19 protein-coding genes are annotated in these 23,183 nt (G+C 30.8%); 1 reads left to right on the top strand and 18 read right to left on the bottom strand.

Annotated elements, in window-relative coordinates:
- Positions 1 to 46: 46 nt before the first annotated feature.
- The 16 genes from AB671_RS12210 to AB671_RS12135 form a co-directional block, all read right to left on the bottom strand.
- A complete protein-coding gene (locus AB671_RS12210; RefSeq protein WP_185114126.1) occupies positions 47 to 1,291 on the bottom strand; it encodes a GH39 family glycosyl hydrolase in 1,245 nt (414 codons plus the stop codon).
- 169 nt (positions 1,292 to 1,460) lie between these two features.
- Positions 1,461 to 2,420 (bottom strand): glycosyltransferase family 2 protein, encoded by a 960-nt coding sequence (locus tag AB671_RS12205; protein ID WP_066680924.1) that lies wholly within the window; start codon positions 2,418 to 2,420, stop codon positions 1,461 to 1,463.
- Positions 2,421 to 2,443: 23 nt separating this feature from the next.
- The gene (locus tag AB671_RS12200) at positions 2,444 to 3,586 is read right to left on the bottom strand and encodes a glycosyltransferase family 4 protein (RefSeq protein ID WP_066680922.1); all 1,143 of its coding nucleotides are present in this window, start codon (positions 3,584 to 3,586) and stop codon (positions 2,444 to 2,446) included.
- Between the two features lie 5 nt (positions 3,587 to 3,591).
- Positions 3,592 to 4,815, bottom strand: coding sequence for an EpsG family protein (locus AB671_RS12195; RefSeq protein WP_066764797.1), 1,224 nt, complete (start codon positions 4,813 to 4,815; stop codon positions 3,592 to 3,594).
- A gap of 3 nt (positions 4,816 to 4,818) precedes the next feature.
- A complete protein-coding gene (locus AB671_RS12190; RefSeq protein ID WP_066764789.1) occupies positions 4,819 to 5,772 on the bottom strand; it encodes a glycosyltransferase family 2 protein in 954 nt (317 codons plus the stop codon).
- 17 nt (positions 5,773 to 5,789) lie between these two features.
- Entirely contained in the window at positions 5,790 to 7,241 is a 1,452-nt protein-coding gene (locus AB671_RS12185; RefSeq protein ID WP_066677532.1) for an oligosaccharide flippase family protein, read from the bottom strand.
- A 74-nt stretch (positions 7,242 to 7,315) separates the two neighbouring features.
- Positions 7,316 to 9,664: a GumC family protein gene (locus AB671_RS12180; protein WP_066677531.1), complete on the bottom strand. Its 2,349-nt coding sequence runs from the start codon at positions 9,662 to 9,664 to the stop codon at positions 7,316 to 7,318.
- 467 nt (positions 9,665 to 10,131) lie between these two features.
- Positions 10,132 to 10,698, bottom strand: coding sequence for a sugar transferase (locus tag AB671_RS12175; RefSeq protein WP_066677529.1), 567 nt, complete (start codon positions 10,696 to 10,698; stop codon positions 10,132 to 10,134).
- 216 nt (positions 10,699 to 10,914) lie between these two features.
- Positions 10,915 to 11,760, bottom strand: a complete 846-nt coding sequence (locus tag AB671_RS12170; RefSeq protein ID WP_066677528.1) for a dTDP-4-dehydrorhamnose reductase family protein — start codon at positions 11,758 to 11,760, stop codon at positions 10,915 to 10,917.
- The gene (gene wecB, locus AB671_RS12165) at positions 11,757 to 12,878 is read right to left on the bottom strand and encodes a non-hydrolyzing UDP-N-acetylglucosamine 2-epimerase (protein WP_066677526.1); all 1,122 of its coding nucleotides are present in this window, start codon (positions 12,876 to 12,878) and stop codon (positions 11,757 to 11,759) included. Before wecB ends, AB671_RS12170 begins: the two co-directional genes overlap by 4 nt.
- Before the next feature lies 1 nt (position 12,879).
- Positions 12,880 to 13,293 (bottom strand): WxcM-like domain-containing protein, encoded by a 414-nt coding sequence (locus AB671_RS12160; protein ID WP_082987298.1) that lies wholly within the window; start codon positions 13,291 to 13,293, stop codon positions 12,880 to 12,882.
- A gap of 5 nt (positions 13,294 to 13,298) precedes the next feature.
- Positions 13,299 to 14,294, bottom strand: a complete 996-nt coding sequence (locus AB671_RS12155) for a polysaccharide biosynthesis protein (RefSeq protein ID WP_066677522.1) — start codon at positions 14,292 to 14,294, stop codon at positions 13,299 to 13,301.
- A 272-nt stretch (positions 14,295 to 14,566) separates the two neighbouring features.
- The gene (locus AB671_RS12150) at positions 14,567 to 15,703 is read right to left on the bottom strand and encodes an aminotransferase class I/II-fold pyridoxal phosphate-dependent enzyme (protein WP_066677520.1); all 1,137 of its coding nucleotides are present in this window, start codon (positions 15,701 to 15,703) and stop codon (positions 14,567 to 14,569) included.
- A gap of 274 nt (positions 15,704 to 15,977) precedes the next feature.
- Entirely contained in the window at positions 15,978 to 17,603 is a 1,626-nt protein-coding gene (locus AB671_RS12145; RefSeq protein WP_066677519.1) for a hypothetical protein, read from the bottom strand.
- Positions 17,600 to 18,232 (bottom strand): hypothetical protein, encoded by a 633-nt coding sequence (locus tag AB671_RS12140; protein ID WP_066677517.1) that lies wholly within the window; start codon positions 18,230 to 18,232, stop codon positions 17,600 to 17,602. The genes AB671_RS12145 and AB671_RS12140 overlap by 4 nt, the downstream gene beginning before the upstream one ends.
- Before the next feature lie 69 nt (positions 18,233 to 18,301).
- A complete protein-coding gene (locus AB671_RS12135) occupies positions 18,302 to 18,853 on the bottom strand; it encodes a hypothetical protein (RefSeq protein WP_066677515.1) in 552 nt (183 codons plus the stop codon).
- Positions 18,854 to 19,034: 181 nt separating this feature from the next.
- On the opposite strand from AB671_RS12135, the gene AB671_RS12130 reads away from it, so the two are divergent.
- Positions 19,035 to 19,439 (top strand): helix-turn-helix domain-containing protein, encoded by a 405-nt coding sequence (locus tag AB671_RS12130; RefSeq protein WP_066677514.1) that lies wholly within the window; start codon positions 19,035 to 19,037, stop codon positions 19,437 to 19,439.
- A gap of 110 nt (positions 19,440 to 19,549) precedes the next feature.
- Here AB671_RS12130 and AB671_RS12125 read toward each other — a convergent pair whose 3' ends face one another.
- Together AB671_RS12125 and AB671_RS12120 are read right to left on the bottom strand one after the other, a co-directional pair.
- Positions 19,550 to 20,800: a site-specific integrase gene (locus tag AB671_RS12125; protein ID WP_066677512.1), complete on the bottom strand. Its 1,251-nt coding sequence runs from the start codon at positions 20,798 to 20,800 to the stop codon at positions 19,550 to 19,552.
- A 1,575-nt stretch (positions 20,801 to 22,375) separates the two neighbouring features.
- A complete protein-coding gene (locus AB671_RS12120; protein WP_066677510.1) occupies positions 22,376 to 23,053 on the bottom strand; it encodes a hypothetical protein in 678 nt (225 codons plus the stop codon).
- Between the last annotated feature and the right edge of the window lie 130 nt (positions 23,054 to 23,183).

Raw genomic sequence — 23,183 nt, 5'->3', positions numbered from 1 at the left:
GTATTCTTCTAAATTTGGAAAAATACACAGAAATTAATTTCTTCAATTATTTTGGAATTGACAGATAATATACTGATTTGGGGTTCATTGATGGCATCACAATTTCTGAAGAATTATTGCTTATTTCAATTTTTTGTTTTTTATTAAAAATCATATTTCCCAAAGGCGCTTCACCAATATTTGGAATCTCATAAATATTCAAATCCAGATATTTTATTTTTCCAAAAACTACTTGTAAATTTTTAAGATTAACTTTTGTATTGATTACTTTATTACCGCTATTGTTTGCCACAATTACATATCCACCTTTTTGATCATAAGAGGCAAATACGGCAAATTGATCGTAATTATTCGTTTCTTTTACCCTGTTTTTTAAACTTTGATTATAAATTTTATAAGCCCAATATATGGATCTGGGATTCCTGTTTTTATCTAGCAATCCATTCATAGAATTATTACAATTAAAAACACCATCGCTTTCTGCCCAACAACTTTTGCAAGTGCCATCTATACCATTATTTTCAAAATATTTAAAATTTTGTAAAACTTCTGATGCCGAAAACATGACATATTGGTTAAGTATTTCTGTCAAAATAATTTTTTTAACACCTACTTTTGGATATTTTGGAAGAATTGTTGTTCTTAATTTTTTTACATCTTTAATGAAATCTTTTAGGTATTCCTTATCACGAAACTCATGCCAGCTCAACACATCTACCCTTACGCTATTTGAGTTACAAAAATTAAGAAAATCTTCCATTTCTTTTTCGTTGTAATTATCAAGAGATGGCCCCGTAATCATTGCTTTATCTCCGCCGGGAAGAGATCTTATGATATCATGTCCTTTTTTAAATATCTGATAAAATTCTTTTTTGTCAAAATCGCCAAACCCTGCTTGGTGAAAAGGCTCATTCCAAATATCATAAATTACTGTATTTTTGAATTTCTGATATTCTGTAGTTATTATGGCTTTGAATTTATCTCCTTCTAATGGATGTGGCCATAATTTATTATTTTTTTTCCCAGGATAGCCATACAAATCCGAGATTACCAAGATAGGAGTTATCCCAAAACTTCTTAGATATGGTATGTCATCTGGAGATTTGTGAGACCAGCCAATACCAATACGCCAATATTTTGGTCTGAGTTCTTTTATGTTTTTTTCAAGAAGTCTAATATTATCGTAATGTAAAAACCCAGACATAGAGTTTACATTTCCAATTTTTTGGCTAAAATCAACTTCTACTTTTACCGAGTCTTTGATTCTTTGACTTTTGACAAAAACAAACATAAAAAAAAAGACAATAAACAAAAAAAGTTTTTTATTCAAATGTGCTAAAATCATTTTTTTAAAATTTAATTAAATTAGGCATTTAGTCTTTAAATATTTTCATCCAAAAATTCTAAATTATTTACAGGAAGAAATCCATCAAAAGACTATTTTTTCATAATCAAGTGATTTAATATCTTGATTTGCCGTAGGTATAAAAAAATCTTAAAACCGAAATCCCAAAAAATGACAAAAGAATTGAAATTGTTGTTTTTTTTCGAGCATTAAAATCTTTTAAAACTTTTAATCTATATTTTTTTATCATATTAAAAATCGTATTTTCATAATCACTATTTTTTTCTGTTTCAAATAAGAGATGAAACAGAAAATTTAAAATACGGCAATCAATAGCTTTTGAAAATTCAAGATTTTGTAGTTTATAAATTTCCAATTCTTCAATGATCTTCAAGAGGCTTTCATATTTTTTTTTGCTAAAAGGAGATCCTTCTATACTATCATCCCTTAAGAGATAATTATAATTTTCTTTATTAATAAATGCTATTTTCTTACTTTTTGATATTAATTTGTAAGTTGTTGCCAAATCTTCATAAAATAAGTTTTTTGGAAAAATAACATCCTCAAACAATTCTTTTTTAAATAATTTAGATGTTGCATTGGTATCAAAATCAGCCTGATAAAACATCGTTTTTAAAGCCTCTTCTCTTGTATAAACATTTTCTTTAGTTATTGTATTGTTTTTTTTTATTTCATTTCTTTGTTTGAAATAAAGAAACGGTGAAACCGTAATGTCTACGTCGTGTTTTTGGGCTAAATTTAAAAGTGTACTAATATAGTCTTCTTCAATAAAATCATCACTGTCAACAAATGTAATATATTCTCCTAATGCCAAATCTATTGCTACGTTTCTGGCATCAGACAATCCACCATTTAATTTATGTATTACTATAATTCTTTTGTCATTTTTAGCGTACTCATCGCAGATTTTTCCGCTGGAGTCCGGAGATCCATCATCTACTAAAATAATTTCCAAATACGGATAGTCTTGATTGATTACGCTATCCAAACATTTTTCTAAATATTGTTCGACTTTATAAACCGGTATAATAACCGTTATTAGAGGGTTTTTCATAAATTTAGAATGTTTTTAGGTAATTATTTTATGTTTTCAAATGCCTCTATAAAACGATTAGCGGAACTTGCCCAGCTTTTTTCTCCTGAAAAATATAATTTTTCAATATTCTGAGACATTGTTTCTAATAAATCACTGTTATTATACAATTCCAGTATGGCATTCCTGATTGCTTCTGAATTTTTGGGTTCAATGATAATCCCAGTCAATTGATCTTTAACCATTTCTGGCAATCCCCCGACATTGGTTGCAATGACAGGTTTTTTGAAAGCATAGGCAGACATCACCACCCCACTTTGTGTCGCATCAATATATGGGCAAACGACTACAGAAGATTTGAAAATAAGATTGGCAAGATTTTCTGGAATTATAAATTCATTAATAATTTTAATTTCAGGATACTTTTTATACGGTTCTATATCAAAATCAAAATCACCACTACCTGCGATTGTCAAAGTAATATCTGTATATTTTTTGGTTGAAAGAATACCTACAAAAGCATCCAGCAAAAATTTGATTCCTTTATATGGAGATATCCGACCAAAAAACAAAATGTTAAAATTTCCAGAATCAACAGATTCATTCGTTTTGAAATAATTCAGAAAATCGTACACACTCAGAAAAGACGTATGGATGTCTTTTGGATTATAGTTATAATACGATATAAATTCATTTTTTTGATTTTCATTTAAAAGCATTTTTTGTTGAATCAAGCTAAAATGTATTTTCCTCAAATATCTGTCTATGAAAAAATCTTCTCCAGAATGTAAAAAAGGATCATGTACTAACAGCAACATTTTTTTTCTGAAGGTTAATGTAGAAACAAAATAAGTGAGCATACTATTATCAATGATGATAACATCCGGATTGATTTCTTTTAGGTATTGATGGATTTGGTAAGATATATAGAGTTTTTTGATAACATTGGAGTTCCGAGTTCCTTTGATTACAAACGTTTTATCAAGATCGATAAAATCCTGGAAACGTTTCAGTTGATCAACTTCTGTTCCTTTGGAGATGGTCTTCGTTAATTTTTTTTTATCAAGAAAATTATTTATTTCATACAAAGCTTCTGTGAAAAAATAAACATCATTTTTTTTTCTCAACGCATGGATAAGAGACATATTGGCATCTAAAGCAAAGATAGATAAGAAAGCAATTTTCATGTTTATTATTTCTTTTTAGGGTTAAAAAATTTGTCATAATTCTTATTAAAATTGAAATACGCTTTGGTAATAGTTGGCTTATCCCACAAAATATTTTCGTAATTCCTTAATATATTATTATTTAAATATACCATTTTGTAAATCCCAAAAAACAATAACACTACCGTAAACACAGCCTTAAGCTCCTGTTTTAACACTGCATATAGATAAGCATACAATATCCAATAGGAAAAAACAAACAAGGTTGTGATTCTGTCTATAAAAACAGAATATTCTGACAAAAAGAAATAACTGACGGCGTAAAGAAAAAATGAATTATAAAAGATATTAAGTGTATTGTCGTCCTTTATCTTTTCACCAATTTTTTTATAGAATTGATATAAAATGATAAAAGTGAATACCTTTTCTAGATAACCAACAGAAATACTATAACTACTGTTGAATAACTTATCGTTAGAATAGCCTTCTGCCATTAAGGAGTATACACCACCAAAAAAATCTCCTACAGCAATTACAATGGGGCTTATGTATTTAATCTGTCCCAAAAACAGAAAATTCCCCAATAAAAATACACCCCAAACAAAAGGCATTGGAATTTTTTTATGCAAAAAGAAATACATAGGGAAAAAGAAAATGGCTGATGAATGAAATAAAATCCCGATGCCATTGCATATAAAAAATTTCACAGCATTTCTTTCTTTGATAAATTGAAGAGAATAGATAAAAAGAAATATAGCCTTGGAGTTTCGTAACAAATTGATTTCTATAATTAATCCCGAAAAAATCAAGTACATAATAAAACTTAAAACATACTGAGGAGAGTACTTCTTGAAAAAATAATTAAGAAAAAGAACGTTTACAAATGAAGAGAAAATCTGGAGTGTTAAATAATCTTCATTGATACTTTTTAACAAGACTAAAATGACTTTAAAACCTGGTTCAATTTTCAATAAAATATCTTCATGGATGCCAGAGAAAAATTTTGCAATTCCGTTGGTATCATCGATGGTTGGAGCCATTTCATAGAGTGGAAAATATACAGCCCAATCTGTATCTAAATACCCTCTAAATCCAAAGAAAATAAAAAAAATTATCATCGCTAAATATCTGATGATTTTAATATCACTTCCTTTATTTCTTAATTTATTCTCCCATAAGAAAAGAATAAAAAACATAAAAAAAAGAATAATATATGGGATTGAATAAATATAGCTAAAAGTAGGCTCCATAAGTTACATTTTTTTGCTCTGTTTTTTTTTAAATGCTAAGATTAAGGCATACATAACGTGTTGTAAATTCAACTTAAACAGTTTTCTTTTTTGTGCGAAATACAAAAAATCTTTTAAAAAATATTTTTCTCGTATCCCATTATATGCTATTGTTTCTATTCTTTTATTAAGAAAATATTTTGGTTTATCATTTTTTATAGATTCATAAAAATACTTTTCTATGGTATTCGTTGGTGAAAATTTCATTAAAAAATCATCATACCAGATTTCTTCACCATTAATTGCTTCTAACTTCAATTCTGCACATCCTGAATTAGAAATAGTAATACTTGATTCTCTATAGCGAAATACAGGTTGCTGAGTATGAACAATGCCATTATTGAATGCTGCTTGAAAAGAAGTGATATCATCAGATGCCCATGCTAATGGAAGTTTATAAAAGTTGCCGTTTTTTTTCAGAAACTCTCTTTTGTAAACAAAGTCTGAAATATATTGATCCCTTAGTTTATTCATCCTATGCCATATATTTTCATATACAGATTCCCATTCTGGCCATGACGGAGTAAGCCTCAGAATATTCGATTTTTCATTTATAATGAAAGACCTACAGTGATATACGTTTTGATTTGGAAATTTTTCAATAAGCTTATAAAAGACAGATAAATAATTAGGCATCATCTCATCATCATCTCCCATTAAGATAAAATAATCTCCCGAAGCATAAGAAAGACATATATTCCAATTATCTACAACGTTTTCAGAACCGCAATTTATTTTGTTTTTGAAATATTTTATACGCTTATCATCAAACTGCTTTACAATTTCTTCTAAATCTTCCGGAGAATTATCATTTACAATAATCAATTCAAAATCAGTAAAATCCTGGTTAAGAATACTATCTATACAAGAGTATAGAAATTTTTTTTTGTAGGCCGGAATCGCAACACTAAACTTCATCAGTAATAATTTAAATTCTAATTGTTTTTTAACTTTAAAAAATTTAATAGTCTAGTAAAATACAAAAGAAACATTTCATTTTTAATAAAATATAACTGTACAATAAGAAAGTAGATAACTGTAGTTGCTCCAGCAATAAAAACCAGTATAAGTGCATGAAAATGAAAATAATTTTTAATGAGTAATAGCAGTACTACTCCTGGAATTGCCCACAGTATATTTACAAGAAATTTTCTATATGGGAAATTAACAGCAATGAATTTATTTACAAAATATTGACTAGATACCAAAACTACACATTCGCTTACAAACCACACTAAAGATGAACCTATACTTTTAAAAACCGGTACCAATAAAAAATTAAGAGAAATACCTACCACTGCCCCAAAAATAGAATTGATAAAAATCGCTTTATCTTTTTTTAATGATGTAAGTATTAAAAGAACCAAAATTTGCTCATACCCAATAATAATTACTAAAGGCATAATTATTCTCAGGGGGATGATTGCACCTTCATATCCTTTTCCTGCAATAAGATAAATAATCTCTGGGGCAAATATGACTGCTAACACACTTATAGGAATTGTAAATCCAAACAAAATATCTTGAGATTTCCCAATCATTTTTTTGAATTCAGTCATATTTCCAGTACCTAAAAGAAAGCTCATCCTAGGCATCATAACATTGGTAAAAGCTGTATAAAGTGCCAATAATATGGTATATATTTTTGCTGCTGTGGTATAATATCCTACTTCCGTATTATCTGAACTAAATCCCAAAAAGACTACATTAAATGAAACATACATTGACGTTAGAACTGCATAAATACCTAATACGAATGTAGGCTTAAAAAAATACTTAAAATTAATTTTTTTAAAATTAATTTTAAAAAAAGATTTTGCAAACCAACAATTCATGAGTGCATTTATGGTAATCATAATTGTAGTAAGAAAATAATAGATTGTAGAATCTTCTCTCTCTCTCACAAATAAAAAAATACACAGTACATATAGAAGTTTTATTACTATTGTTCTGTTTGTTATAAATTTAAATTTTTCAAGACCAGTATAAAACCATTCAATGAGTAAAAAGTTAGATAATACTTTTATAACTCCAATCAACATCAATTCTTTATTCTCATATAATTGAGGAACTGTATATATTGATATTACCAAAACCAACAAAGCTATAAAAGTAGTTATCGCATTAAAGACAAAAAGTGTTGAAAAAACTTCAGCGGTTTTCTGAGAATCTGATTTTACCTGTGCTATTTCCCTTATGCCTATGATTGAAGTCCCCAACATGGATACTAATATGAAATAATTGATTATTCCATCAACAAAGTTGCACATCCCAATATTTGTAACTCCTAAAACTCTTGATATATGAGGAAAGACAACTAGAGGAAATATGTAATTTGAAACAGTCAAAATACTACTATACAAAAAATTCTTCTTAATACTTGCCATACAAATATTTATGAATAATTAATTTTTCAAGGAAATATCTTCCGTCAAATCCTATGAAATTCATATAGTGATTCTTATATCAGTTTTTGCCACCATTTTTTCTCTTCAGCATTATAGCCATATCCAAACTTATTTCCGTACCCGAAATTAGATTCTTTCACACCGTTGAGAACAATTCCCACATTTTTTAGTTTATTATCTTGTATGGCATGATTTAAAAATTCTATATAGCTTTTTTCGGTAACTTCAGATCTTGTAACATACACAATGGCATCACACTTATCTGCAATAAGGAAAGAATCTGTAACCAATAAAAGAGGAGCCGTATCCAATACAATATATTTGTATTTATTTTGCTCTTTAATCATCGCTAATAAATCATCTAACTTACCATTTTGCAACAAATCTGTAGGATTGGGAGGTATAGCTCCGGAATAGATAAAGTCGCAATTTTCATTATAACCACTTGGGTTAATTATTTCATTAAGACCGGTAATATCTCCACTTAAAAACTCTGCCAAACCTTTCGCAGACTTCATTGAAGGATTATAACGCTGTAGCTGTGGATTTCTAACATCTGCACCTATCACCAATACTTTATTTCGCGAAGATGCTAGAATAATTGATAAATTGGTAGAAATAAATGTTTTTCCTTCTCCTTTTACCGAAGAAGTAATCATGATAGTTTGAGCATCTTCTTTCTTTGGCAACAAAAATTTCAAATTCGTAACGAATATCCTGAATGCTTCCGCCATAGGAGAAACATCGTTAAAAGATACAAGTACGTTTTCAGTATTCTTCAGCCTAGGAATTTCAGAAATAACTGGCAGTTTTGTAAGGTTTAAAATATCTCCTCTTTTAATAATGGTACTTTGCAGAAGACCTTTTAAATAAATAAATCCAAGAGGAATAACTAAACCTGCTAAAAGAAATCCTCCCAAAATAACCATCTTTCTAGGAGCAACTGGTTTTTTAAATACAAATGCTCTGTCTATTACTCTCGCTTTTTCTGCGGTAATTTCCATACTTATTGCCGCCTCTTCCCTTTTCTGTAAAAGCAGTAAATACAGACTTTCTTTTATCTGCTGCTGTCTTTCGATACTTCTGAACAATTTTTCCTGAGTAGGTATTTTGCCAATCACATTTTCTGAACTGCCCAATTGGGTTTCTACTTTTCTTCTTGCCAATTCTAAAGAAGTCACATTTCTTTGTAAAGATTCCGACAATGAAGACTTCATCTCTGTAATCTGTTTATTGGCTTCTTTCACCAACGGGTTGTCTGGTGTGGCACTTTCCAGATACTTATTTCTTTGTAAAACAAGTGCGTTATATTCCTGAATTGCTTTCCCCGCAGCATCACTTTCTAAGCCAATATTAAGAGGTAAAACATCTCCATTTCCTTTTTTATTAAGAGAACTCTGAAGAATTTTATACAGCTCCAACTGAGTTCCTATTTCCAATACCTGAGCTTTGCTTTGTTCTTTCAACTGAAGATTAATTCTAGCTTCCGAAGGTAAATCAACAATATTATTGCTAGATTTAAATCCAGCTTTTTGAGTTTCTACATCTCCTAATTCTTTCGAGATTAATGTAATTCTTCTATCAATAAAATCTTTAGTTCTTTTAGACTCAATATTTTTATCATTAATAGCATAATCATTATATTGTCTTACTAAACCATTAAGAAATTCTTTTCCTTTTTCTTTATTTTCAAAATCTACAGAAAGACTAATAATAGTACCATCTTTATCTAATAAATCTACCACTAAAGCTTTTTGAAAATCATCAACAGTACTTTCAAAATCGCTATAATAAAAAAATAGTTCCGACATTTCTACTTTTTTAGGAGCTTTAAAAGTCGGGTTTTTACTAATCATTATCATCGCAAAAGGAAGACTTGTGGTTTTATTAAAAAATGTTTTTATATCTTTTTTCCACTCTTCAGATGATAATATAACTTCATCACCTTTGGTTTTTATAAAAATTGGTTTTTTAGGTAAATCTTCATCCTTTTTTTCTTGAATTACATGAATTACATAAGGACTTGTAGAACCATAAAGTTCCAGATTACTAAATGTTTGTTTTGCGTATAAAGGAGTTTGAAAATTAAAATCTTTTAAAACGTCTTCCACAATGCTTTTGGCTTGAAAAACACCTACTTCATTTTCAATACTGTTGGTTCCCATTCCGCCGATACCACCTAAACTTTGAAGAATACCCATATCTCCTGATGCTGCAGACATTTTTTTAGCATCTTTAATTAAAACCGAAGTTTGAACTTTATAAATTGGGGCTTTAGATTTTATATAAAAAAATGCCAATATTCCCATAAGAAAAACCATTCCTACGAAATATTTCCAATTATTTAAATACGGACTAATGAGTTCTTTAATATTAATTTCTTTTCTGTTTTTGTTATCCATTTTGTTGGATTATATTTGAGAATTAGGATTATTTTCTTTAAAATTTAAACGTTGCAAATATATCTATATTTTATAAATTCACGGTAGTGATTATTTTATTTTATATGATTTTGCACATTTTCATTTATCACTTGTTATCATGGGGTCTTCTTTTTCTATAATAATTTCCAATTATTAAAAACTGACATAAAATTTACTTTACTTTTTAGGTAACCATCCTTAATTTTCTTTCAGAAGTCATAAATTACAAATCGCTTGTTACCTCATTATTGAATACATCAAGAGAATTATAAGCAACAATATAATATTTTTCATTAAGTAGTTAAGCTACATTCTTAATAAGCTAAAATAAGCATTTGTTTTTATCTCGATAACGATGTCAATATTTTAATATCTAAAAAAATGACAATTATCAATAGGTTTTTAACACCGATTCTTTTATAAACTTAATCATTCTATCTATACCATTATCTTAAAGCTGAAAAAGTTTTAAGTAAAATATACATATCATTTTTAAAAGAAAGCTGATGATAATACTCGAGATTCATTTTCACTTTTTCCGGAAAAAGAACTTCGTCGTTGTATTGTAACGGATTTTTCTGTTGATTTAAAATTTCTTCTTCGTTTCTATATTTAATTCCTGCTTCACTCGTTAATCCGGGTTTTAGGCTAAGGATTAATCGATTTTCATTTTTTAGCTGATCATAATACCCTGGAATATCCGGTCTGGGTCCTACTAGAGACATATCGCCTTTAAGAATATTAAATAACTGAGGTAATTCATCAAGTTTTGTTTTCCTCATCCATTGACCAAAATTAGATTTCGTATGCCTTTTACTGTGATAGGTCCTGAACTTATAAATGACGAAAACATCACCAAATCTACCTACTCTTTCCTGTTTAAAAATACCTGGAAACCCTGTATCTAAAGATGCTAAAATTACTAGAATAAAGAAAATAGGCAGCAAAACAATAATTGCTACGAAACTTAATCCGTAGTCCATTAAAGCTTTCCACCATGGGTATTTTTTCATCAAACAATAAACTGAATGGTAAATATAAGGAAAGATTTTGACTCTCAGTTTTGGGATTTAACCTTTATATAGCATATTAATAATAAAAAAAACAGCTTACTTCATGTAAAGCAAGCTGTTGTGATAATATATTAATTTTAATTAAAATAAATTATTACTTACTCGATTTGTAATTTCATCAAGCAAAGACTATTCTTTTTAATAATATTTGTTTAATTAATAATTATATAAATATGAAAATTCTTTCATCCATTCACTCTGCTCAATAAGCATGTCTTTATAGCTTTTAACTTCGTACTTCAATAGCTCTGACTTTTGTAAAGACTTATCAACATTTTTTCCTTCGTAAGGTAGAATAGTTGTTTGATTTTTATTCCAAATATCTTTAAATAAATTAACCAAATCAAATTTACTAATAGGAATACCATTAGTGAGGTGCACTAATCCCTGTAATGGATTTTCTATCACACATTGTATTGCTTTAGCTAATTCTAATGTGGTTACCCCACTCCAAGATGCCGATGTATATCCATTAATTTCACCCGATTGATTCATAAACCAATGAAACAGGCCAATTCCGTTTTTAAGTTCCGGTCCGATAATAGAAGTACGTATGGTAAGATCTTTATCATTGGTAATTTCCCCCAAAGCTTTAGACTGAGCATAGAACCCTTCACCATCTTTAAAATCGCTCTCTGCATAATTTCCTTTTCTGCCGTTGAAAACACAATCTGTACTGATATGTATAATCTGAGTTTGCGATTCTTTTGTGATTTCTTCTAAAAAATGCGGGAAATAACTATTAAACCAAATTGCTTTAGAAGGATTATCTTCTGCATCTTTATTCAAAATTCCGATACAATTAATTACAACATCAAAATTATGATATGCTATAATCTCTTTTAACTTTCTTGTATCTGAAACATCAAGAGATATTTCCTGATTATTTTCAGCAATATTTCTTGCGATACCAAATACTTTATAATCTGTATTTTTATTAAGGTAATTGTAAATGACATGCCCCGCCATTCCTTTAATCCCTATAATGAGTATTTTTTTCATCTCTTATTCCATATTACTTTATCTACAATAGCAGAATAACTTTGAATTGCTTTAATAACACGATCAGAAGTATTTGTTACCTCATACTCAAACGGCAATTTAATATCAGAATCAAATAATCCTTTTGAAATTTCAATAGCATTGAGCATTTGATCTTTAGAAATTCCTCCAAGAACAATTGTTCCTGCATCAATGGCTTCCGGCCTTTCTGTACTTGTTCTTATACTTACTGCAGGAAATCCCATCATCGCAGATTCTTCACTTATCGTTCCGCTGTCAGACAAAACAATAAAAGATTTGCTCTGTAATTTCACATAATCAAAAAAGCCTAAAGGAGCTACATTTTGAATGAGCGGATGAAACTTAATATTATTTTTTTCTATCCTGTTTTTTGTACGGGGATGGGTAGAAAATATAATTGGCATTTGGTATTTTTCAGCTACGGCATTGATTGAGTCTACCAATATTTCAAAGTGATTATCCAAATCAATATTTTCTTCTCTATGAGCGCTTACAACTATAAAATTATTTTCTTTTAAAGATAAACGTTCCACAACATCACTTTGCTGTATTTTGTTTTGATATTTATCTAAAACTTCCTTCAACGGTGAACCTGTAACAAAAACATGATCTTTACGAAAACCTTCACTCAGAAGGTAACGTCTGCTGTTTTCTGTATAGGTAAGATTGATATCACTTATATGATCAGAAATTTTTCTATTAATCTCTTCCGGAACATTTTGGTCAAAACATCTGTTTCCTGCTTCCATATGGAAAATCGGAATTTTAAGTCTTTTTGCGGCAATTGTACTCAATACACTGTTTGTATCTCCTAAAACTAATAATGCATCAGGTTTTTCCTTTAATAAAATTTCATATGACTTTGAAATTACGTTTCCTATGGTCTCGCCCAAATGTTCTCCTGCAACATTTAGAAAGTAATCTGGTTTGCGCAATTCTAAATCTTCAAAAAAAATTTCATTCAGCTCATAATCATAATTCTGACCAGTATGTATTACTATATGCTCAAAATACTGATCACATTTTTTTATACATTCTGTTAATCTTATAATTTCTGGTCTTGTACCTAATATCGTAACTACTTTTAGTCTTTTCATTTTATTTCTGTTTCCATTTTTGGGAGTCAAATTTATAATCGTCTTTTATTTCGTCTAAATGATGGTCTGAAAAAACAACGAGTTTGGAATTTAATTCAATTGCCTGTATTGATGATGCAAAACCAGCTTCAATAAAGAGTGAATCCATCGATTGACCTTTCAATATAAAACTTTGAGGCTCCAAATCATCTGAAGGATTTTCAAAATCGTCAATCTTAACTATTCTTATTTCAAATGTACCATTAACAGCAACAAACCACCTTTTTTCAATTTGATGTCCTTGCCAAGCACGACAAATATCTATATCTGCATTTTCTATAACATACATTCTTTTTGTAAGAGCAAGATTTAATGTATTATTAAAAGAAACACAACCTCTGTTGTCTTGAAAAAAATTACCTTTTAAAAATTCCATGTTTATTATTGAAATAAATCTAATTTTTTCAATAGTCTTTTTACTCCTTCCACATCTTCTCTTTTTGTATTATGAGAATTGTAATCTTCTATTGTGGTTTCAATTTGATTACCTTCTGAAAAGTATTTAGCATAATTTAAATCGCGGTTATCTGATGGGATTCTATAAAAATCGCCCATATCTTCGGCATTCATCATTTCTTCACGAGTACATAGTGTCTCATATAATTTTTCACCATGTCTTGTTCCTATAATTTTGATTTTATTATCTGCGTTTTTTAATTCTAAAACAGCTTTAGCCAAATCACCAATTGTTGCAGCTGGCGCTTTATTAACAAATAAATCTCCGGGATTTCCATGTTCAAATGCAAACAATACCAATTCTACTGCTTCATCCAGTGACATCAGAAAACGAGTCATATTAGGATCAGTAATCGTGATATCTTCATTTTTCTCAATCTGATTTAAAAATAAAGGAATCACAGATCCTCTTGATGCCATTACATTTCCGTAACGGGTTAAACAAACTACAGTGTTTTTTAAATTTCGGGCTTCTGCAACTGCTACCTTTTCCATCATTGCTTTGGAAATCCCCATTGCATTGATAGGATAAGCCGCTTTATCTGTAGAGAGACAAATCACTTTCTGTACTCCATTTGAAGATGCAGCACGAATAACGTTCTGTGTTCCTTCCACATTTGTTTTTACAGCCTGCATAGGAAAAAATTCACATGATGGCACCTGTTTTAAAGCTGCTGCATGAAAAACATAATCTACATCTTTCATTGCATAATCTACACTGTTATAATCTCGCACATCTCCAATAAAATATTTTATCTTATCATTTTTATAGAAATTACGCATATCATCCTGCTTTTTTTCATCACGTGAAAAAATCCGGATTTCTTTAAAATGTTCTGTTTGTAAAAAGCGATTAAGCACAGCAGTTCCAAATGACCCGGTTCCGCCAGTAATCAAAAGTATTTTATTTTGAATTTTCATTAACAATAGAAATTTATCTTAACTTTCATAAGTTGCGTAGTGCATATTATTTTATTTTCTAAAACAATATGTAAATATAGAAAATAGGTTTAAACTTTGGAAATGAAAAGAACATAGAGCTTTGAAAAACCTCATTCATAAATATTTTTATTTGGTTTCAGATTTTATCAAGTAAACTGAAAACAATTAATAAAGCTTGTAAAATCAATTACATTTCTCAAAAGCAACAAAGATAAAAATTCCCTTTAACTTAGAATTAAAGGGAATTATATTTATTTCGAAAATACTTCTTTTATTTTTATGGCAATGCGAGCTCTGTCTTCATCTGTTAAATTAGACCCCGAAGGCAAACACAGCCCATCATCAAATAATTTCTCTGCTACATTAGTTCCATAATAGGAAGCATCTGCAAAAACGGGTTGTAAATGCATTGGCTTCCACAGTGGTCTTGATTCTATATTGTCTTCAAGAAAAGCCAATCTCAAATCTTCACGATTTTTTCCTGTTATGTTTTCATCAATTACAATGGCAGACAACCAATGGTTGGAGTAATACTCTTCATTAGGTTCAGAGAAAACCTCTATGCCATCAATATCTTTAAAAGCATCAACATAAAAATCATGCATCTTTCTGCGTGCTTCCACCCTGTCATTTAAAACTTCCATTTGTCCACGACCGATACCAGCAACAATATTACTCATACGGTAATTATACCCAATATGAGAATGCTGATAATGAGGAGCATTATCTCTAGCCTGTGTCGATAAAAACACGGCTTTATCTTTATCTTCCTGAGTATGGCAAACCAATGCCCCCCCACCGGAAGTCGTAATGATCTTGTTCCCATTGAAAGAAAGTACCCCAAATCTTCCAAATGTTCCGCAAGCTTTTCCTTTATAAGTAGAACCTAATGCTTCTGCAGCATCTTCAATGATAGGAATTTCATATTTTTCAGCAATGGCAGTAATTTCATCCATTTTTGCAGGCATTCCGTATAAATGAACGACAATAATTGCTTTGGGCTTCTTCCCTTTTGAAATTCTATCCTGAATAGCTTCTTCCAAAGCAATAGGACACATATTCCAGGTATCTTTCTCTGAATCTATGAAAACCGTAGTTGCTCCACAATACGCAATTGGATTTGCCGAAGCAGAAAACGTCATCGACTGACAGATCACTTCATCATCATACTTTACTCCACATTCAATCAAAGCTAAATGTAACGCCGCTGTACCCGCAGAAAGAACGGCTACTTTAACATCATTATTTAAAAAGCTCTCTAAGTCTTTTTCAAAACCATCTACATTTGGACCCAATGGAGCTACCCAATTGGCATCAAAGGCCTCGTTAACATATTTTTGTTCGTTACCTCCCATGTGTGGAGAAGAAAGCCATATTTTACTTTGCATGATATTTCGTTTTATTGCCCCCAAATTTAATTCTAATTCCGGAAACAAGTGTTAAGTTCTCCTTTAAAATTGTTAATTGTTAATTGTTAATTATTAGTTGTTAATGGCATTTGACTCCGGCGAATTTTGGATTTCGCTTGGAAAAGAGATATAATTATTTCAATTAGTTGAGTACTTAATATTTTTTTAACCACAAAAGATTCAAAAGATTTTGCTAAGCTTAAGTTATTTAAAAGTTTGCAAAACGATTGATTTGATATTAGCAATTGTATTTCTATAAATTTTTCTCATTTTCAAAGTCAGACAATAATCTGCCTTCAATAACCAGATTATGCAATTCATACATCAGTTTCTCAACGATAACATTCATTTGGGCGGCCTTTTCTATATCAAGTTTTGATAACTTATGATGAATAGCCATATTTCTGTCTAAATAAGGAAAGAAATCTGTCCAGAAATGCTCTATCAAGTATTGATACTTTCGAATGTCGGAATCTGCATAAAGGCATAATAGCCATAGTGATTGACTGGACAGATAATTTGGTAAGTAATATGTCTTTACAAAAATATATGTTCTGCAAAATGATAGAAAAAATAATGAGAAAAGATATTCTAAACCTTGATAGTTTTCTTTAGAATTATTGAATATCTCAAAAAACTGGAAAGCACTGTCCCTGGTTGATATATAATGAAAGTACAAGTCAGCATGGTAAGGATAGTGAGGAACCTCCAAATGAAATTCTGGATGGTATGGGCTAGATGAATATACGAGGTATTTCTTTTGAATAATATTAGTAAAGAAACTCTGATTTTGATACAAGTTATTTTGTATCCAGCAACGGTTGTGGCTTAATAACACAAAGTCATATTTCCCATTCATTTTACTCCTAAGAGATTGACTTATCAGGCTTAATTTTTCATTACTCGCTCCTGTAGCTATCAGCATGAAATAATAGGTGGTTTTTTCACCGTAAGTCATTTGATGATACAAGTAAATCTGCTCGACTTCAGCAGAATTTAATATGGTTTCAATTGCAATTTCAAGAATTACATTTTTTGGTTTTTCATCAATCTGATCCAAAGCTTTTCGTACTTGCAATGTTTCTTTTTTTATCAGCTTCTTTAATTCATCAAAACGTCTTTCGATCAGACCGTAAATTTTTTTTTCAGCAATTCCAACTGCTGCGTACATCTCATTTTTATATATTGCATCATCATCGGCAGTTGCTTCTTTTGCTTTTACAAAGAGTTCAGTAAGATAATATTTGCCATGGCTATTTTTTACAAAGTATTTTTGGATTTCAGGAATATATTCAATCATATAATTGATTCTTTCATCCATATCCAGCGAATTAAGATTATTTCCTGAGTAAAGCTCTTCCAAATACTCAAGGTTATATTCTATCAATCTTGCATAGGATGTAAAAACACTGTTTGACGCACCTTCCGATATGAGATTTTGGACTTGTAAATGATGAAGATCGTGATCGTGATAAAACCTTTCTTGAAAAGCATTGAGCTTTTCCTTGTATTTTTTCCATTCCCTTGTAATGATGGGGAAATCTCTTAATTCTTCATTTTGGTAGATTACTGCCGAAGGCTGACAGTAGAATTCAAAAAAAGGGTGACCCAAAGAAAATTTATGATGAAACTTTACGGAGTCGATGAAATACACATCGATCTGATAGCGATTTCTAACTTTCTTTACCCATCTGCTTTGCTGTAGCTCTTGCGCATCGCTATTTTTTTCAATATGGATAATCAGATGCGAAAATACGGATGAATGATTTTTGCTAAAAAATATCTGAATAACACTGTACTGATTGACCAATTGTCTCAGGATATTTTCTACAAACTCGTTATCGAGTTTTGGAAATGTGAGTTTTTTTGAAGTTTTCATAATGTACGGTTATTAAGGTTTTGATCTGGAATATTGAAATAGGTATAGACCGACTCTAAAAATAGCCTGACTAATGCAAACCAAGCCATAAGGTCAATGTGTTCCTGCAACTCAGGATCATTTTCCAGACCCTTTGCGCTTTCAAAGCTTAAATCCAAGTTTTGAATTCTCTGCTGGAATTTTTCGTAATATTCCACTCCGACAACTGAAACGGTAATAATCAGCAGGTCGTGTACAAACTTTTCGGAACTTATTGAACACAAAATATATCTGAGACTGTCATAACGATCATCGCTGGGATTTGGATTTTCCTTAAGTTCATAACAAAAATGCATCAGTAACTGAAGACAAGAGAAAAGTCCTGCCGTCTTCACATCGCTTGTTTCCGCATCAGGAATTTCAAGTTCGTCAGAAAGTATCTCTTCCAGTCCGTATTCCTGCAAAAGTTCGGGATACCTGTCCAGCAATAAATCGAGCTTGGGATTTTCTAATTTTTCCAGAAGTCCTGAAATTCCCTTTTCTAAATTGAGCTTTTCTGAATCTTGCAGTAACATATTCAATACTGTCTTCGCCTGTTTGACCGATTTTACAAGCCTTATTTCTTTCTTAAAGTTTTTATTATTTTCCATATTATAAAAATTTAGCTTTAGTAAAGTTGGGAATGCGCTGAAAGATATTCTATTCCGTTACTGGATATATTATTCTAAAGGAGGGTTATTCTTTTTTATCTTTTCAAGACCTCTTTCACGCATCAGCTGGCTTGCATCGAGCATTTTGAGCAAATGGATATAGGGCGTGATCAGGTCATAATCAAATTCTACAACATTTGGGGATAATGATATATGTATGACTTCACATAGAAAAAAATCAAATTCATCTAGTGATTTATCTGCAAATGCAATTTGGAATACGGTAAACGGATTAGCATACTCTTCCTTTGTCAATGAACCTTGATGGAGAATCGATTTACAATCAGATGTCTGTTTGGCTTTCCACTTTTTTCCTTTGTATTGCAGGCAAAAACAAGCTTTAAGAAAAGATCGAAGGGTGGTATAGAAAACAAATACCTGTCCTGGATACTCTTTTTTGTAAACTTCCTGCTTATTGATATAAAGAACGGCTTCTGCCAATCTCTGCTTATAGGAATCAAGATCTGCATAATCAAAAAAAGCATCAATTACTTCAAAAGGATTTTCTATCTCATAGACATACCAAAAATTCGTTTCAAAAGATATTTTATTCTTTTTCATAGTGACAAGATTTAATATTATTCATCGAAGTTCTATCCTTTGGAAAGGATAATCTATACTGAATTCGGATATAATATCTGTCAAAATGGATATTTTACAGTATATTTTTTTTACCTTTGAAATTCAGATTTTTTAATCCAAATGGCTTTATCTTTGAGCTTTCAAAAAATTGGTACTCGTTATGGAACAGAAAATACATCAGGGAAGAAATGTAAAACGCTTCAGGGAAATGCTTGGTATCAAGCAGGAAGCACTGGCTTTTGATCTGGGAGATGACTGGAATCAGAAGAAAATTTCTATGCTGGAGCAAAAAGATGTAATTGAAGATAGTATTCTAAGGCAGATTTCAAATGCATTGAAAATTCCAGTTGAAGCTATCCAGAACTTTGATGATGAACAAGCAATAAATATTATTTCGAATACTTTTGGAGATAATGCTTGTGTAGGAAATCCTAATTCTACATTCAACTTCAATTCTATTGAAGAGTTAAAAAAACTTCACGAAGAAAAAATTGTTTTATTCGAGCGTATATTGAAAGAAAAAGATGAAATGATGGCAAGGCTTGAAAAATTAATCAACAAATAATTTAGGAATATTACTTAATTCATAAAAAGGCTCAACTTATCAGTTGAGCCTTTCTAATATTTGATAAGAATAATTTAGATGTCTTAGAATTTCATTTAATTCAATACCTATTAGAATTGAGAAATAAAAGAACTCTCCATTCCTTTGAAATTTTCTGCTACCTTCTCCATATCTTTTCCCACTTTTTCGTTTAATATCTTTGCATAGATTTGAGTAGTTGCAATATTCTTGTGTCCCATCATTTTGCTTAGGCTTTCAAGCGGAACGCCTTCGCTTAGAAAAAGAGTGGCAAACGTATGCCGTGCCAAATGGAACGTTACCTTTTTGTTTTCAAGACACTGAATCAACTGGGATATCCGATTAAGGCTTTCATTACAGACACTATTGGAAGGTACAGGAAATACCAGCCCATTTTGGGAAAGACCTTCATATTTGCTGATAATCATTTTTGGAATATCCAACAACATCACATTGGATGAAGTGGCTGTCTTTCTCCTGCGAATGATAATCCATTCTCGTCCATCAAAAAAATCTTGGATATTGCTTTTCTTCAATCCTTTCATATCAGAATAGGAAAGCCCGGTAAAACAGCTGAAAGCAAAAAGGTCTTTTACCAATTCGTCTTTCTTTTTTGCACATTCAAAATTAACGAGCTGTTCCAATTCAGTTCGTAGCAGATAGCCGCGATCCCTGTCCTTCTTGGTATTCTTGTATTCGCTGAACGGGTTGCTGGAAAGATGTTTTCTGCTTATTGCCAATCGGCACACAGTTGTTAGCCCGATCATATAAACCCAAATGGTATTGTGTCCCAGACTTTGGTCATTACGAAGATAGTAATCAAATTCCTGAATAAATTCACAATCAATAGTATTAAAAGAAATATAGGCACTTTTATATTTTGAACGGGCAAAACTTCTGAGGTGTATCAAAAGGCTCTTGTATTTTCCAAGCGTTCCGTAAGCCCGAAGTCCGCTATCTACCTTTTTTTCAAAATCCAGTACAAATCTATCATAGAATTTGAAAAATGTCAGCTCTCCGGTTTGCATACCAAGGAAAACATCTTTCAGCTTATCGCTATTTACATTTCCATCACTCTCCATAATTTTTGAGTGGCACTTTTCAATACCCATACGGATGCTGTCAAGTTTGGTGTTGAGGTTCTGTGCTTCCTTCCTTTTGCCCGAAACCCTGCCATATTTCAAATCCCAAGTAGAAGCAGAAATATCAAGCTTCGCACTAAATGTGGATTGCTTGCCATTAACGGTTATCCTGCACATAATAGGCACCATTCCGTTTTTCTTGGGTGCATTCTTTTTAAGGTAGAACAATACCTTGAATGTTGATCTTTTTGTCGTTTCCATAACTCAAATTTCTTAATGTTAAATTAAAATTTATCGAGCTGGGAAACAATATGAAACACAATGCAATAAACTGAAAAAACAATCAAATACAAATATTATAAGGTTTTTTTAAAGTAACGATTTGGTAACCGAAATTTTGTAATTCCTTGCGTTTTTCTTGCTTTTAACTGCAATACCAAAAAATGTAAAACAGTTGCAAATCCTTTATTTGCAACTGTTTTACCTGTTTTCTATCTTTGATGTATTTTATCTAAAACTTTATTTTAAAGAATATATAAATCTTTTCGTTATATTTTTTTAATTATGTATATCCGTTTTTAATAATACATTAAAATAAGTAGTCATTTTATCATTCCGTAGGAATCTCGACACACTGAAAATAAAGCAGTCTAGATTCCTACAGGATGACAAACTAATTGTTAAAAATAAAGTTATTACCAATTACAGACATTCACTAAAAAAGATAAATCACTATGCCCCCCAAAAAATTATCATATAAATTATTGAAGCAGCTAAAGTGAAAATTGTAGCTTTTGTGCTGAAAAAAATTCTCACATTATTAGGTTTATTAGTAAGCTATTGGCTTCAAAAATTCATAGTACTGTTGTGTAAGTTCATCTCTTTTATTCTCAAGCTTATCTTTGCATATCACAAAATCATCGGTTCAGTACGTGATTATATCTGTACACTTCACAAAGCCATCTGTAAGTTGTGTAAATAGAGCTGTCTCACTCGCAAACTTACCTGTACACTTCGCAAAGCCGTCTGTCTGCTGTACAAATGCATCTGTCATAATCGCAACGCCATCTGTCTATGGTGTAAATAGAGCTGTCTCACTCGCAAACTTATCTGTACACTTCGCAAAACCGTCTGTCTGCTGTACAAATACATCTGTCATAACCGCAAAACCATCTGTCAGTTGTGTAAACAGATCTGTCTCACTCGCAAACTTATCCGTACAGCTCGCAAGCTATTTTTATGATTTAAAAAGTGAGAGATGATTAAATTTGGTAATCAGCTGCTTAACTAGCAATTTAGAGTTACTCTATCCATTTACTCTTAGACTCTAAAAATTAAATTCCTTTTAACATTAAGAAATTAAGGCTATTTAGCTTAAAAAAACATAATGTATATCCGTTTTTATTATACATTAAAATCAGCAGTCATTTTGTCATTCCGGTAGGAATCTAAACTACTTCATTTTCAGACTATTTGAGATTCCTGCGGAATGACAAATAAATCGTTAAAAACTAAGTTATTACTATTTACGGACATTCATAATTGAAAATCTTACTAATAAGTATAAACAAGTTTATTTTAATTTAAAAAATTAAGTGCAAAACAATAACAAAATTATTTACTAAAATTTAAATATTCTCTTAGATGAGAAATGTGGATTCAAGTCATAAATGCAACACTGGAGTTTTCGTTTAGTTTTTGGGCGAAAACTTCATTTGGCAATCTAAACCAAATCTTTTCCGTAGTCTGTAATTTAAAATATAAAACCCCATTTGAAATGGGGTTTTGTCATGTATATCTCAAGCGATATTTATTAGATTATGTTTGAATTTTATTTTATACTTGTTCAGGAGGAAGTTCATTTTCGTGACGGGTGCCAAGATCAGAAACTTTTCTTGATATTTTGAATTTTCCGTAGAATGAAAGATCCAGTATATCATATTTTTTCATAAGCCTGTCAATTTTTGTAATGCATTGTTTCAGCTTTTTAAACTCTTCATCAAGTTCCCTTGTGGCATTTTGTGTTGTATCTATGCTGAGGCCGGCATCATATGCTTTGGCGTCAAAATTTGTGATAGCATTCTGCCATTCCTGCATTTCTGCAGTGGTTACATAGTCAGGGTTAAGGTTTACCTCATTACCTGCCACCAGTTTGTACAACTTATCGCAATAGATCTTTGCCTCTACCCCACTCAGGCGTTGTATTTTAGACTTATTTACAGTGAGTTGTTTAGCCAAAGGACTGTCTTTGCCGTCAAAAAAATCTGCTGCGGTGTTGGCATAAGCTACAGTGAGGTTGATCATCCGTGCTTTAGCATTTGTTTTGAGAGAAGTATTTGCTATAGTATCGATGTTCTGAATTCCAGCTATCCCATCAATGTTTTCAATGAGGGTATTCAGCTCTGCCACTCTCGCGGTAAGAGGATTATTTTCTGCGTATGCTGTCTGCTCAACAGAAAAAAGTTGTTTCAGGGTTTTGGCCATTTCTAGCCGATTGGTTTGTTTTGTCGTCATTGTGTTTTTATTTAAATTCAATCAAATATATGTATTTTTCACATATAAACAATAATTCATTCAATAAAAACACAACAATACCAATATAAAATTAAATTATGTTAAATCTCAAAACCTAATAAAACTGTTT

Origin of the sequence: Chryseobacterium sp. BGARF1, from assembly GCF_001677955.1 — a bacterium.
GTDB lineage: Bacteria > Bacteroidota > Bacteroidia > Flavobacteriales > Weeksellaceae > Chryseobacterium.
Note: the sequence above shows the minus strand (reverse complement) of the source record. Positions and strands in the feature narration are given on the sequence as shown.

Excerpts from the sequence above, each read along its gene's own strand:
- AB671_RS12190 (WP_066764789.1), bottom strand. The coding sequence starts at position 5,772 with ATGAAGTTTAGTGTTGCGATTCCGGCCTACAAAAAAAAATTTCTATAC.
- AB671_RS12185 (WP_066677532.1), bottom strand. The coding sequence starts at position 7,241 with ATGGCAAGTATTAAGAAGAATTTTTTGTATAGTAGTATTTTGACTGTT.
- AB671_RS12210 (WP_185114126.1), bottom strand. The coding sequence starts at position 1,291 with ATGTTTGTTTTTGTCAAAAGTCAAAGAATCAAAGACTCGGTAAAAGTA.
- AB671_RS12155 (WP_066677522.1), bottom strand. The coding sequence starts at position 14,294 with ATGAAAATTCAAAATAAAATACTTTTGATTACTGGCGGAACCGGGTCA.
- AB671_RS12175 (WP_066677529.1), bottom strand. The coding sequence starts at position 10,698 with ATGAAAAAATACCCATGGTGGAAAGCTTTAATGGACTACGGATTAAGT.
- AB671_RS12205 (WP_066680924.1), bottom strand. The coding sequence starts at position 2,420 with ATGAAAAACCCTCTAATAACGGTTATTATACCGGTTTATAAAGTCGAA.
- wecB (WP_066677526.1), bottom strand. The coding sequence starts at position 12,878 with ATGAAAAGACTAAAAGTAGTTACGATATTAGGTACAAGACCAGAAATT.
- AB671_RS12125 (WP_066677512.1), bottom strand. The coding sequence starts at position 20,800 with ATGGAAACGACAAAAAGATCAACATTCAAGGTATTGTTCTACCTTAAA.
- AB671_RS12135 (WP_066677515.1), bottom strand. The coding sequence starts at position 18,853 with ATGAAAAAGAATAAAATATCTTTTGAAACGAATTTTTGGTATGTCTAT.
- AB671_RS12180 (WP_066677531.1), bottom strand. The coding sequence starts at position 9,664 with ATGGATAACAAAAACAGAAAAGAAATTAATATTAAAGAACTCATTAGT.
- AB671_RS12130 (WP_066677514.1), top strand. The coding sequence starts at position 19,035 with ATGGAACAGAAAATACATCAGGGAAGAAATGTAAAACGCTTCAGGGAA.
- AB671_RS12200 (WP_066680922.1), bottom strand. The coding sequence starts at position 3,586 with ATGAAAATTGCTTTCTTATCTATCTTTGCTTTAGATGCCAATATGTCT.
- AB671_RS12140 (WP_066677517.1), bottom strand. The coding sequence starts at position 18,232 with ATGGAAAATAATAAAAACTTTAAGAAAGAAATAAGGCTTGTAAAATCG.
- AB671_RS12160 (WP_082987298.1), bottom strand. The coding sequence starts at position 13,293 with ATGGAATTTTTAAAAGGTAATTTTTTTCAAGACAACAGAGGTTGTGTT.
- AB671_RS12170 (WP_066677528.1), bottom strand. The coding sequence starts at position 11,760 with ATGAAAAAAATACTCATTATAGGGATTAAAGGAATGGCGGGGCATGTC.
- AB671_RS12150 (WP_066677520.1), bottom strand. The coding sequence starts at position 15,703 with ATGCAAAGTAAAATATGGCTTTCTTCTCCACACATGGGAGGTAACGAA.
- AB671_RS12195 (WP_066764797.1), bottom strand. The coding sequence starts at position 4,815 with ATGGAGCCTACTTTTAGCTATATTTATTCAATCCCATATATTATTCTT.
- AB671_RS12120 (WP_066677510.1), bottom strand. The coding sequence starts at position 23,053 with ATGACGACAAAACAAACCAATCGGCTAGAAATGGCCAAAACCCTGAAA.
- AB671_RS12145 (WP_066677519.1), bottom strand. The coding sequence starts at position 17,603 with ATGAAAACTTCAAAAAAACTCACATTTCCAAAACTCGATAACGAGTTT.